This is a genomic window from Nocardia transvalensis (assembly GCF_015477765.1).
Lineage (GTDB): Bacteria > Actinomycetota > Actinomycetes > Mycobacteriales > Mycobacteriaceae > Nocardia > Nocardia transvalensis_A.
The window spans coordinates 94,606-106,749 of the sequence record NZ_JADLQQ010000011.1 but is presented as its reverse complement, the minus strand read 5'-3'; the positions used below and the strand labels follow the sequence as shown (position 1 = coordinate 106,749).

Sequence of the window (12,144 nt, the reverse complement as noted above, 5' to 3'; positions counted from 1 at the left end):
GCCGGCGCGAGATCAGCCAGGCGGGCGGAGGATTCCGCTGATCAGGAGCAGGAGGGACTGTTCGGCCTGCAGGGCGGCGGTCTCGGGGTCGTCGGAGTGCGCGATGATCATGCCCGCCTCGGTGATGGCGCTCAGGATCAATTGGGCCAGCACGCGGACCGGTGCCTCGGCGATCAGACCGGCCTGCTCCGCCCGTTCCAGCAGAGTGGTGATGAGGCCCAGGCCGTGGCGGCTCTCCATCTCCCGCCAGTCCTGCCAGCCGAGCACCGCCGGGCCGTCGGACATCGCGATGCGGACGGTCTCGCCGCGGCGGCACAGATCCAGGAAGGCGCGCAGGCCCGTGGTCATCGCGGCGAGCACGTCGGTGGGATCGGGCAGTTCCGCCATGGCACGGGTGATTTCGGCGGTGTTGTCGACCTCGAGTTGTTCCAGGACGGCCACGAACAGTCCGCGCTTGTCGCCGTAGTGGTGATGCAGGGCGCCGCGGGTGACCCCGGCCGCGGTCACGATCTCCTCGGCCGACACCCCTGCGTAGCCGCGCTCGGCGAACAACCGGCGACCCGCCTGCTCGAGCGCGGCCCGGGTGGTACGGGAACGATCCTCCTGACTACGTCGCGGCATGCAGCCGAGTGAACTCCACGATCAACTCGGTGAGCAACTCCGGCTGATCCTCGGAGACGAAGGTGTAGGAATCGTCGATCACCCGCAGGGTCGCGTCGGGCAGATCACCCGCCAGCCGCTCGGCGAACGACAGCTTGAACGCCTTGTCCTCACGCCCCCACGCCAGCAGGATCGGAAGATCGAGGGTGTGGAACTGCTGCGCCGCGGCCAGGGTGTACCGCTTGTGCACCCCGCGCACGAAGCGCCGCAGATCCGCGCGAACGTCCGCCGACCGGCGGCTGGGCCCCAGGTAGGAGTCGAGGATCCCCGGCGCGATGGGGCGCTTGGTCACCAATCCGAAGCCGATCGGCGAGCGCTGCACGACGGGCAACCGCAGCAGTTGCGTCATGGCCCGCACCGATCCCGGAATCGCGGCCAATCGGGGCAGCGGCGTGAACGGCATGGGGAAGAACGCCTCGTAGGCATCGCAGTTGGTGAACACCACCCGGCCGATGCGGGACCTGTCACGGGTCAGCAGGACCTGGACGATCCCGCCGCCGGTGTCGTTGGCCACCAGCGTCACGTCGTGCAGGTCGAGGCGCTGCAGGAAGGCCGCGATCAGGTCGGCCGCTCCGGTCGGGGACAGGTCGGCGTTCGGCACCGGGATCGAATGTGCCCCGAACGGCAGGTCGGGGGCGATGCACCGGTGACCGGCGGCGGCGACGCCCGGCACCACCTTGCGCCACAGATCCGCATTGACGAGCAGGCCGTGCACGAAGACCACCGGTGCGCCGGAGCCGGTCTCGTGATAGTTGATGCGGCCGCCGGGCAGATCGACCTGCTTGGCCGGACCGAGTGCGCTGCTGATTCCCATGCCGTCCCTCCCGGGGATGAAGATGTGATGCCCCAGACTCACATACATACAGTATGTATGTCAACGGTCCGGGAAGGGGACTCGACGCGGACAGCCCCGCTGAAGTGAAGGTCCACCTAAAGGACTGCCCCATACCGGTGCAGTCTCGTTATCCGTCTCCGGTAGCGTGATCAGGCATCTATCCGCCGATTCGGTTTGGAGCTTTCCCCGAAAATGACTGAGCAGACCCCGAGTGGTGCCGGTGTGGACAGCCCGGTTGGTGGCGCCTCGTACGCCGCGGCCGGTGTGGATATCGAGGCCGGCGACCGCGCAGTCGAGCTGTTCGCGCCCCTGGCCCGCAAGGCCAGCCGACCCGAGGTGCAGGGTGGGCTCGGCGGCTTCGCCGGGTTGTTCGCGCTCAAGGGTGGCTATCGGGAGCCGCTGCTGGCCGCCTCGACCGACGGGGTCGGCACCAAGATCGCTGTCGCACAGGCGATGGACAAGCACGACACCGTCGGCCTGGATCTGGTCGCCATGGTCGTCGACGATCTGGTGGTGTGCGGCGCCGAACCGCTGTTCCTGCAGGATTACATCGCGGTGGGCAAGGTCGTGCCCGAGCGGGTCGCCGATATCGTGGCCGGCATCGCGGAGGGCTGCGTACAGGCGGGATGCGCACTGCTGGGCGGGGAGACGGCCGAACATCCGGGACTGATGGGCCCGGACGACTACGACATCTCGGCCACCGGCGTCGGCGTCGTGGAGGCCGATGCCGTGCTCGGTCCGGACCGCGTGCGCCCCGGCGACGTGGTGATCGCCATGGGTTCGTCGGGCCTGCACTCCAACGGCTACAGCCTGGCCCGCAAGGTGCTGCTGGAGATCGACCGCATGTCGCTGTCCGGGCACGTCGAGGAGTTCGGCCGCACCCTCGGTGAGGAACTGCTCGAGCCCACCAAGATCTATGCCAAGGACTGCCTGGCCCTGGTCGCCGAGACCGATGTGCGCACCTTCGCGCACGTCACCGGCGGCGGTCTGGCCAACAACCTGGCGCGAGTGCTGCCCGCCGGACTGGTCGCCGAACTCGACCGCGGCACCTGGAACCCGGCGCCGGTGTTCAAGATGATCGCCCAGCGCGGCCGGGTGGAGCGCGTCGAGATGGAGAAGACCTTCAATATGGGCGTCGGCATGGTCGCCGTGGTCGCGCCCGAGGACTCCGACCGTGCCCTGGCCGTGCTGACCGCCCGCCACATCGAGTGCTGGACGCTGGGCACGGTGAAGAAGGCGAAGGACCCCGACGCCGCCCGCGTGAGCCTCGTCGGTGAGCATCCCCGCTTCTGACGCACAGCCATTCGCCCCCGGCACGAGCGGGTTGCCCCGCGCATGCCGGGGGCGAACTCGTCTATAGCCCCGGGAACCGTTCACGGACAGCAGAATCCGTGACACTGCTATCCGGCCACAGGTAGCACAAACGCACCGGTGTCGCGGCCTGGTGGCCGGACACCGGTGCGGTGCGAGCCTGCAGCGGGGTGGCGGGACCTCCGCCGACGGGGACCGGACGTCGTACCGACGTGCGAAGGGGGAGGCCTCCTCCGGCCTCCCCCTTCACGCGTCGATCCGAGTCAGCGGCGCCAGTCGTCGTTGTAGTCGTCTTCTTCCCAGCGCGACCCGTCCGCGTCGTGCTCGTCGGAAAGCACACCACTCCGATGCGAGTCGTGGGAGTGTCCCGACAGCTCGCGCTGAAGGCTCGCGAAGTCGGTCGTCGGCGAGCTGTACTTGAGCTGGCGCGCGACCTTGGTCTGCTTTGCCTTAGCCCGGCCACGGCCCATGGCTGACCCCCTCGCGTCACTGCGGGGCGGCCTGGGGTGGTTTGGCGGCCCCGTTCGAATTAATACTCTTCCTGACAGACACTTTAGCGTGTGTCCGGCGGTCGCGCTTCCAGGAGTGGGGGATGACTCGGGAACCGGTCGAGTTTGCCCGGTTGTCGCCTCCCGTCCACGACGATCAGAATGCGCCCGGAATAGCCCGGATCACACCCACTCGCGCACCGCCTCCGAGCACCGGCGGGGCCGCCAATTCCGCGTGTGCGTCGGTCCATTCGACCCCCATCCGCTGGAGAATCGCCTGGGTCAGGGGCATTCGAGCGCGGTCGTGGCCGTCGTCGATCTTGTACGCGAAGGCCCGGCCGTCCGGCAGCGCCCCGGCATGCACGCCGTCGGCGCCGATTTTGCATACCAGTCCCGGGGTGGCCCGCATGGTGAGCAGGTCGGGCGCATCCGTGCCCGAAATCACTCGAGGATGTGCCCGGATCGAATCGGCCACCCGGCGCTCGGGGGCATCGGGCGCGGTCGTCGCGAATGTCGCATATGCGCGTGCAAGATTCACCAGCGACACCGGCACGATGGGTAGGCCGCACCCATCGATGCCCAGATCCGTCTCCGGCTCACCGGTGATCTCGGCGATGGTGGCGGTCACCGCCTGCTGCATCGGGTGCGCCGCTTCCAGGTAGCCCTTGGTGGGCCAGCCGTTGATCGCGCAGGTCGCCAGCATGGCGGCATGCTTTCCCGAGCAGTTCATGTAGATCCGGCGGGCGGCCTCGGCGCGCTCCCGGCCGGCCAGCGCCGCGGCCCGCGCCCGCTCCTCGAACGGCAGGTCCGGTGGGCATTCCAGCTGCTGTTCGTCGAAACCGAACCGATCCAGCAGCCGCTGCACCAGCGCGACGTGCTCGGGCTCGCCGTAGTGCGAGGCGGTGGTGATCGCCAGCTCGGCGTCGTCCACCGGTTCGAAACCGTTGCGCAGCAGGGTGATCGCCTGCATCGGCTTATTGGTCGACCGCGGGAAGATCGGCAGATGCACCTCACCGAGCGCCACGTCCGGTTCGCCGTCGGAATCGAGGATCACCAGCGAGCCCCGGTGCACGCATTCGCGGAATCCGGACCGCACCACCTCGACCAGTTCCACACTCATGCCACCCACGCCTCGCTTTCCTCGTTCATTCGATTCGACGAGAAAAGTACCGGTCCGGGGGCCGCGGGTCGGGTTCGGCTCATGCCCGGACCCGGGCGGTGCGGCGGGTGTGGCGGGCGATCTGCATGCGGACGTCGTCGGAGATGGTCGGTTCGGCGGCGAGCAGCAGGTCCAGGCGGGCCGGATCGGAGCCGGTGAACAGGTCGCGGACCGTCACCCCGTGGTCGGGGATGTGCTCGACACGCACCTCGTCGCCCGCGCCGATCGTGCCCTCGGTCAGCACCCTGAAATAGGCACCGGTGTCGGCCCGCAGCGTGAATCGCTTGACCCAGCGCTGTTCTCCGCTCCAGTGGCCGAAGGTGGCGCACGGCACCCGCGGCGCGGACACCTCCAGCAGGGTGTCGCCCACCGACCAGCGCTCGCCGATCACCAAATCGCTGACCGGCAGGCCGCGAATGCGCAGATTCTCGCCGAACCAGCCCGGTGGCAGTTCGCGCGCCAACTCCGCGCCCCAGCGCCGGGCATCCTCCTCGGCGTAGGCGTAGACGGCCTGATGCACGCCGCCGTGATCTTTCGTATTGCAGACGTGGTCGCCCTCGAGGCCCAGGGCCCGCACCCGCACCCGGTCCGGAACCGGACGCTTGTCGATGGCCGTACGTCCGACCCGGCTGACCTTCGACGGCAGCTCCAACTCGGCGTGCACGACGCACACCGCGAGCACCCGCCCGATATCACCTATCGCCCTGTTCATCGCCCGCGCAGCCGGTCGACCGCGGCCCGCCCCGGCTGGGGCTGATCGTCGGCGGGGACGGAATCGGGGTCGATGGATGCGGCCATCGGACCGGCTTCCAGGGCCGTGTCCACCGGCACCGCTCGCTTCAGCAGAGCCAGGGCGATCGGGCCCAGTTCGAAGTGGTCGACGATGGTCCCGAGCCGGCCGACGGTGCGACCGCCCGCGGTGACCGGATCGCCGGTGGCCGGGCGCGCGTCGGCCGAACCGTCCAGATGCAGCAGCACCAGCCGCCGCGGCGGCTTGCCGAGGTTGTGCACCCGGGCCACGGTCTCCTGCCCGCGGTAGCAGCCCTTGTCCAGATGGACGGCACCGTACTCGGAGGGGCCGCCGATCCAGTGGGCCTCGTGCGGGATGGTCCGATCGTCGGTGTCCACCCCGATCCGGGGCCGCAGCGCCGCCACCCGCAGCGCCTCGAACGCCCACAGACCGGCCGGCTCCGCCCCGGCGGCGGTCAGCCGCGCCCACCAGTCGGTGAGGTCGGCCCGCGGAACGATCAGGTCGAAGGAATCGGCTGTGGGCCAGGGCATCCGGCGCAGGAATCCGCCACCCGGCAGGGCCGCGGCCCGATTGACCTCCGGAAGCTCCGCCACACCCAGCGTTTCGGTCAGTTCGCGCACCCGCGGGCCCAGCAGGCTCAGCACCGCATGGTCGGTCGCGGCCTCCGGTTTCGCATCGGCCCAGAACACCATCTTCTGCAGATATTCCAGCAGGGCCTGGCCGCGCTCGCCCTCGGTGTCGATCCACAACCGGCCGCCGAGATCGGTGAGCACAAAATGATGCAGGATCCGGCCGTTGAGATCCAGATCCAGATTTTCCGCCGAATCTCCGTCGCGCAGTCCGGCGATGTGCTGGCTGGAGATGGTGTGCAGCCAGGTCAGTCGCTCGCCGCCGGTGATGGTGAACACGAACCGATGGGAACGATCGATGATCGCCACGCGCTGTGCCGCGGCCCGTTGTTCGCCGAACGGATCGCCGTAATGCCATGCCACCGCGGCGTCGGGAGTTTCGGGCAGGCCCGCCACGGCCCCCGGAGAAGTGAGTAATGGGCTGGGCGCAGGAACCACGGACACGCTTTCCACAATAGGTGGTGTCGATGAGCCGCGGCGTCCGGCCGATTTTCGGGCTCCGAGTGGGATGGCAAAACCTGAGCATTGTGATGTGCATCACTGTCAATGCTTAACTGTTATTCAGCCTGGTGTGGATCTCGGCGAGCAGGTCTCAGGCTTTGGTCGACGGTTATATACCGCGAGTTCGGTACCCCCTCGTAACGCGGTCTGTTCGCCTAGGCTTCCTCGCATGGTGGATCGAGTTCTGGTGACACTCGACGGCGTGGTCCGGGATCCGGAAGAGCCGTTGATCAATGCGGACGACATCGGGGTGCTGCGCGGCGACGGTGTCTTCGAAACGGTGCTGGTGCGCGACGGCAAAGCGTGTGCGATCGAATTGCATCTGGCCCGGCTGCGTCGGTCGGCCGAGGCGTTGGATCTACCCGAACCCGATCTGGGGCGGTGGCGTCACACCGTGGAGGCCGCCGCCAAGGAATGGGGGAGCGAGCGCGAGGGGTTGCTGCGCCTGGTGCTGACCCGCGGCCGTGAGGGCGCTGAATCCGGCTCCACCGCATTCGTTCTGGTGCTGCCGGTGCCCGAACGAGTGAGCAAGGCGCGCACCGAGGGTATTTCGGTGATCACGCTGTCGCGCGGAATCTCCATCGATCTCGCGCCGAATGCGCCCTGGCTGCTATTGGGCGCCAAGACATTGTCGTATGCGACGAATATGGCGGCGTTGCGGTTCGCCGAGCGGATGGACGCCGACGATGTCATCTTCACCAGCACCGAACACCGGGTCCTGGAAGGCCCGCGATCCACCGTGGTGATCCAGCGTGACAAGCAGTTGATCACCCCGCCCGCCCGTAACGGCGTGCTGCCCGGCATCACCCAGCGCGCACTGTTCGCCGAGGCCGAGAAGGCCGGCTGGGATTGTCGCTACGAATCGTTCTTCACCGCGGATGTCATCACCGCCGACAGCGTCTGGCTGCTGTCGAGTGTGACGCTGGCGGCGCGGGTGGCCTCGCTCGACGGTTTGAAGATGTCGCCGCCGGACTGTGCCGAGGAGATCACCGAGATGGTCGAGCGGGGGATCACACGCAAGTGGAGTCTGTCCGACTGGACGTAGTCCGGCGGGTAGCTATTGCGTAGCAAAAAGGTTCGGTGTGTCGTGACGTAAGACTCGTTGTTCGACGGGCCATCCGGCATAGCCTTTACTACAGAGTGTCGTAGAGCGGCAGGAGGCTGGATGGACGTCGTCGACGTCTCGCGTTGGCAGTTCGGTATCACCACGGTCTATCACTTCATATTCGTGCCGCTCACCATCGGCCTCGCGCCGCTGGTGGCGGGTCTGCAGACCGCCTGGGTGATCACCGGCAACGAGCGGTGGTATCGGCTGACCAAGTTCTTCGGCAAGTTGTTCCTGATCAACTTCGCCATGGGTGTGGTCACCGGCATCGTGCAGGAGTTCCAGTTCGGCATGAACTGGAGCGACTACTCCCGCTTCGTCGGCGACGTATTCGGTGCGCCGCTGGCCATGGAGGGCCTGGTCGCCTTCTTCATGGAGTCCACCTTCCTCGGACTGTGGATCTTCGGCTGGACACGCCTGCCCAAAGTGGTGCACCTGGCGACGATCTGGCTGGTGGCGATCGGAGTGAACGCCTCGGCGTACTTCATCATCGCCGCGAACTCGTTCATGCAGCATCCGGTGGGCGCCAGTTACAACCCGCAGACCCACCGCGCCGAGCTGCACAGCATCTGGGCACTGCTCACCAACAACACCGCACTGGCCGCGTTCCCGCACGTGGTGGCCGGGTCGTTCCTCACCGCAGGCACTTTCGTCGCCGGCGTGGCGGGCTGGTGGATGGTGCGCAATGTCCGGCGCGGCGACGTGGAGCAGGCCCGCACCATCTGGCGGCCCGCCGCCCGGATGGGTCTGTGGGTGATCGTCCTGGCGGGTGTGGCGCTGGTCTACACCGGCGATGTGCAGGGCAAGCTGATGTTCAAACAGCAGCCCATGAAGATGGCCTCGGCGGAATCGCTGTGCCACACCGAGGTCGATCCCGAGTTCTCGGTCCTGACCGTCGGCACCCACAACAACTGCGACAGCGTTACCCACGTCATCGAGGTACCCGGCGTGCTGTCATGGCTGGCGGAGGGCAAGTTCAGCGACGTGAAGCTGGACGGCGTCAAGGACCTGCAGGTCAGCTACAACGAGAAGTACGGAGTCGGCGACTACCGGCCGAATCTGTTCGTCACCTACTGGACCTTCCGGGCGATGATCGGCTGGGCGGCCGGTTCGGCGGCGATCGCCCTGATCGGGTTCTGGGTGACCAGGCGCGGCCGGGTGCCCGGACAGCGATGGTTCTCCTGGTTGAGCCTGATCGCCATCCCGACACCGTTCCTGGGCAACAGCGCGGGCTGGGTGTTCACCGAGATGGGGCGTCAGCCGTGGGTTGTCGCGCCCAATCCGACCGGGGATCCGAACATCCGAATGACGGTGCAGCAGGGCGTATCCGGTAACACCGCGGGCCAGGTGCTGTTCTCGCTGATCGTGTTCACGCTGCTGTACGGGGCGTTGGCGGTCGTGTGGTTCTACCTCATGCGCCGATACGTGATCGCGGGCCCGGAGGAGGCAGCTCCGCACGACGAGTCCGCGGACTCGGACGGTGCCGCCGTCGAGAAACTGTCGTTCGCCTACTGAGGAGTGCGGGGATGAGTCTGCCGGAATTCTGGTTCGTACTGATCGGGGTGCTGTTCACCGGCTATTTCCTGCTGGAGGGCTTCGACTTCGGCGTCGGCATGCTGATGCCGATCATCGGCCGGAACAACGAGAACCGAAAGCGCGCGGTCCTCAACACCATCGGGCCGGTCTGGGACGGTAACGAGGTGTGGCTGATCACCGGCGGCGGCGCGATGTTCGCGGCCTTTCCGGAGTGGTACGCGAGTTTGTTCTCCGGGTTCTATCTGGCGCTGCTGCTGATTCTGGTGGCGTTGATCGTGCGGGCCGTCGCCATCGAATATCGCGGCAAGATCAACGATCCGCGCTGGCGGTTGTGGTGTGACGGCGCCATCACGTTCGGTTCCTGGGTGCCCGCCCTCGCGTGGGGACTCGCATTCGCCAACATCGTGCACGGGGTGAAGCTGAACGAGCGCAAGCACATCGACGGCAATCTGCTGGATCTGCTGACGCCCTACGCCCTGCTGGGTGCGCTGGCGACCACGTTGTTGTTCGCCCTGCACGGCGCGGTGTTCATCGGATTGAAGACCGGCGGCGAGGTGCGCGACGCGGCGGAGCGGATCGCGCGGATCCTGTTGGCTCCCACGGCGATCGTGGTGGCGGGCTTCGGACTGTGGACCCAGCTGGCCTACGGCAAGGGCTGGACATGGGCACTGCTGGCACTGGCGGTGGCCGGGCTGCTCCTCGCCGCCGCGGCGGTGTTCCGCAGCCGGGACGGCTGGGCGTTCACCGGCACCGCGATCACCGTGGTCTCGGCGATCGCGCTGTTGTTCGGTGCGCTGTTCCCGTACGTGCTGCCCTCCACCATCGATGCGGCCTACGGCCTGACCGTCGATGGGCGCATCGTCGACGGGCATGCGACGGTCAGCGCCTCGTCCACGCACTACACGCTGGTCGTGATGAGCTGGGTGGCGGCGGCGCTGGTGCCGATCGTGCTGCTCTATCAGGGCTGGACCTACTGGGTGTTCCGCAAGCGGATCACCGTCGATCAGATCCCGGCGCCGACCGGATTGCCGTTCGCCGCAGCCGCTTCCGGTGCGTCGGAGTCGGCCGGGAACTGATCATGGCTCGACCGGTCGACCCGCGCCTGTGGCGGTATGCCCGTTCGGCACGCCGTTACCTCGTTGTCAGCGTTGCGCTTTCGGTGGTGATCACCGGATGCATCATGGTCGCGGCGCTGGCATTGGCGCGGGTCCTGGCGGGGGTCATCACCGATCCGGGGCGGCGCAGTATCGGCGCCTGGGCCGGTGCGCTCACGGTGTTCGCAATCGCGGTGGCCTGTCGGACGGTGGCGACGTGGTGGCAGTCGCGGCTCGCGCACCGGGCCGGGGCGCAGGTGGTGTCGGAACTCGAAACGGCGGTGCTGGCCGCCGGGGCCGGGCTGCCACCACGGGAGCTCGAGGCGCGGCGCACCGAGCTGGCCGTGGTGGTCGGTAACGGGTTGAGCGGGTTGCGCGCCTATCTGACCGGATACCTTCCGGCGCTGCTGCTGGCGGTGCTGGTGCCGCCGATCGTATTGGCTGTCATCGCGATTCACGACCTCACCGCGGGCCTGATCATTCTGGTGACGCTGCCGTTGATTCCGGTGTTCATGGTGTTGATCGGGCTGATGACGCAAGGGCGTGCGGCGGCGACGCTGGAGGCCACCACGCGGCTGTCCGATCAGCTGCTGGATCTGTTCGCGGGAATGCCGACGCTGCGCGCGCTGGGCCGCGAAACCGGTGCGGTGGACGATGATTCGGCGCCGACGATGCGGCATCGGGTCCGGGAGCTCGGCGAATCCCTGCATCGGCGCACGATGGCGGCGTTGCGCGTGGCATTCCTGTCGTCGATGGTGCTGGAGATGCTGGCCACTCTGTGTGTGGCGCTGGTGGCCGTGTCGATCGGCATGCGGCTGGTGTTCGGGCATATGAGCCTGTACGCCGGGCTGCTGGGGCTGATTCTGGCGCCGGAGGTCTATCTGCCGCTGCGTGCGGTGGGGGAGCGGTTCCATGCGGCGCAGGACGGAATGGCCGCCGCCGAGAAGGCTTTCGCGGTTCTCGAACCGGAGGAGGAGCGGCGCGAAGCCGCTACCGGGACGCACGGCGTCGAGAACTTCCACGGTGTCATAGAGATTCGCGATCTCACCGTGCTCTCCCGCGGCGGCGGGGCGCCTGCCGGGCTGTCGGCGACCCTGCGCCCCGGTGCTGTCACGGTTCTCACCGGTTTCAACGGCTGCGGTAAATCCACTGCCCTGCAGGCAATTCTGGGGCTCATCGCCCCCGACAGCGGCAGCGTGACCGTGGACGGAATCGCGGTCCCCGATCTCGACCCCGAGTGGTGGTGGTCGCGACTGGCCTGGCTCCCACAGCGCCCGGTGCTGCTGCCCGGCACGCTCCGCGAGAATCTCGAACTGTTCGGCGCGCACCCCGAACCCCACGCCGACGACCCGGCCCACGCTCCGATCGATGTGGAAGCCGCCTGCGCGGCAACAGGTTTCGAAACCGTCCTCGACGAACTCCCCGCCCGCTGGGACACCGTCGTCGGCACCGGCGGCCTCGGCCTGTCCCTCGGCCAACGCCAACGCCTGGCCCTGACCCGCGTCCTGGCCACCCCCCGCCCCATCCTCCTCCTCGACGAACCCACCGCCCACCTCGACGACACCACCGAAGCCACCGTCCTCGCCGCCCTCGCCGCCCGAGCCCGCACCGGCTCCACCGTCGTCGTCATAGCCCACCGCCCATCGATCCTCGCCATAGCGGACCGCATAATCACCGTCCCCTCCGCCCTCCCCACCTCCGAATCTCATGCACCGCACATCGATCCGATAGCGATGGGGCAGCGATGAGACAACAAATTCCTCCCATCCCGCCAACGGCGCACCCCCTCAGCCCCGGCCTGGCATCCGCTTCGTCGAGCGCGGGTCGGCCTTCCTCATTCCCCACCGTCTCCGCTTTCCTCATCTGCTGGCACAGAGTGCAGCTCGATCCCCGCACCCGGCGCTGGGGCGCCGGGTGCAGGGAACTGATGGGGCGCCGACGCCCTGTGCGGGGACCAAGTGGAGGCGCTGGCGCCCATCGCATCTGGTGGAGGTCACGTACCCCAGCCGGTCGGGAGTGCTCGTCTCCCCGTGCGAGTCGCGTGTGTTCGTCTCCCTGTGCTGGGCGGGCGTGTT

The 12,144-nt window shown here is 67.8% G+C and carries 11 protein-coding genes; 5 read left to right on the top strand and 6 right to left on the bottom strand.

Going from position 1 to position 12,144, the window contains the following annotated elements:
- Positions 1–12 precede the first annotated feature (12 nt).
- Both IU452_RS29375 and IU452_RS29370 read right to left on the bottom strand, forming a co-directional pair.
- Positions 13–621 (bottom strand): TetR/AcrR family transcriptional regulator, encoded by a 609-nt coding sequence (locus IU452_RS29375; RefSeq protein ID WP_195112445.1) that lies wholly within the window; start codon positions 619–621, stop codon positions 13–15.
- Entirely contained in the window at positions 608–1,516 is a 909-nt protein-coding gene (locus IU452_RS29370; protein ID WP_324192883.1) for an alpha/beta hydrolase, read from the bottom strand. The genes IU452_RS29375 and IU452_RS29370 overlap by 14 nt, the downstream gene beginning before the upstream one ends.
- Before the next feature lie 171 nt (positions 1,517–1,687).
- On the opposite strand from IU452_RS29370, the gene purM reads away from it, so the two are divergent.
- Positions 1,688–2,788 carry a phosphoribosylformylglycinamidine cyclo-ligase gene (gene purM, locus IU452_RS29365; protein ID WP_195112444.1) on the top strand — a complete coding sequence of 367 codons (1,101 nt, stop codon included), beginning with the start codon at positions 1,688–1,690 and terminating at the stop codon, positions 2,786–2,788.
- A 281-nt stretch (positions 2,789–3,069) separates the two neighbouring features.
- On the opposite strand, the gene IU452_RS29360 is transcribed toward purM, so the two are convergent.
- From IU452_RS29360 to IU452_RS29345, 4 genes are all read right to left on the bottom strand, one after another.
- Complete coding sequence (locus IU452_RS29360; RefSeq protein ID WP_195112443.1) at positions 3,070–3,276, bottom strand: DUF3073 domain-containing protein; 207 nt, start codon at positions 3,274–3,276, stop codon at positions 3,070–3,072.
- Positions 3,277–3,451: 175 nt separating this feature from the next.
- The gene (locus tag IU452_RS29355) at positions 3,452–4,414 is read right to left on the bottom strand and encodes an asparaginase (RefSeq protein WP_195112442.1); all 963 of its coding nucleotides are present in this window, start codon (positions 4,412–4,414) and stop codon (positions 3,452–3,454) included.
- A gap of 79 nt (positions 4,415–4,493) precedes the next feature.
- Positions 4,494–5,165, bottom strand: coding sequence for an MOSC domain-containing protein (locus tag IU452_RS29350; RefSeq protein WP_195112441.1), 672 nt, complete (start codon positions 5,163–5,165; stop codon positions 4,494–4,496).
- Complete coding sequence (locus IU452_RS29345) at positions 5,162–6,277, bottom strand: YgfZ/GcvT domain-containing protein (protein ID WP_416382383.1); 1,116 nt, start codon at positions 6,275–6,277, stop codon at positions 5,162–5,164. The genes IU452_RS29350 and IU452_RS29345 overlap by 4 nt, the downstream gene beginning before the upstream one ends.
- Positions 6,278–6,503: 226 nt before the next feature.
- Here IU452_RS29345 and IU452_RS29340 point away from each other — a divergent pair, with 226 nt between their 5' ends.
- The 4 genes from IU452_RS29340 (at position 6,504) to cydD (ending at position 11,817) form a co-directional block, all read left to right on the top strand.
- The gene (locus IU452_RS29340; protein ID WP_195112440.1) at positions 6,504–7,379 is read left to right on the top strand and encodes an aminodeoxychorismate lyase; all 876 of its coding nucleotides are present in this window, start codon (positions 6,504–6,506) and stop codon (positions 7,377–7,379) included.
- Positions 7,380–7,499: 120 nt separating this feature from the next.
- Entirely contained in the window at positions 7,500–8,954 is a 1,455-nt protein-coding gene (locus IU452_RS29335; RefSeq protein WP_195112439.1) for a cytochrome ubiquinol oxidase subunit I, read from the top strand.
- Positions 8,955–8,965: 11 nt separating this feature from the next.
- Entirely contained in the window at positions 8,966–10,051 is a 1,086-nt protein-coding gene (gene cydB / locus IU452_RS29330; RefSeq protein WP_195112438.1) for a cytochrome d ubiquinol oxidase subunit II, read from the top strand.
- A 2-nt stretch (positions 10,052–10,053) separates the two neighbouring features.
- Complete coding sequence (cydD, locus tag IU452_RS29325) at positions 10,054–11,817, top strand: thiol reductant ABC exporter subunit CydD (protein ID WP_195112437.1); 1,764 nt, start codon at positions 10,054–10,056, stop codon at positions 11,815–11,817.
- Positions 11,818–12,144 lie beyond the last annotated feature (327 nt).

Bases quoted from the DNA above. Each gene is read 5' to 3' on its own strand.
- IU452_RS29360 (WP_195112443.1), bottom strand. From the start codon at position 3,276: ATGGGCCGTGGCCGGGCTAAGGCAAAGCAGACCAAGGTCGCGCGCCAG.
- IU452_RS29375 (WP_195112445.1), bottom strand. From the start codon at position 621: ATGCCGCGACGTAGTCAGGAGGATCGTTCCCGTACCACCCGGGCCGCG.
- purM (WP_195112444.1), top strand. From the start codon at position 1,688: ATGACTGAGCAGACCCCGAGTGGTGCCGGTGTGGACAGCCCGGTTGGT.
- cydD (WP_195112437.1), top strand. From the start codon at position 10,054: ATGGCTCGACCGGTCGACCCGCGCCTGTGGCGGTATGCCCGTTCGGCA.
- IU452_RS29335 (WP_195112439.1), top strand. From the start codon at position 7,500: ATGGACGTCGTCGACGTCTCGCGTTGGCAGTTCGGTATCACCACGGTC.
- cydB (WP_195112438.1), top strand. From the start codon at position 8,966: ATGAGTCTGCCGGAATTCTGGTTCGTACTGATCGGGGTGCTGTTCACC.
- IU452_RS29355 (WP_195112442.1), bottom strand. From the start codon at position 4,414: ATGAGTGTGGAACTGGTCGAGGTGGTGCGGTCCGGATTCCGCGAATGC.
- IU452_RS29340 (WP_195112440.1), top strand. From the start codon at position 6,504: ATGGTGGATCGAGTTCTGGTGACACTCGACGGCGTGGTCCGGGATCCG.
- IU452_RS29350 (WP_195112441.1), bottom strand. From the start codon at position 5,165: ATGAACAGGGCGATAGGTGATATCGGGCGGGTGCTCGCGGTGTGCGTC.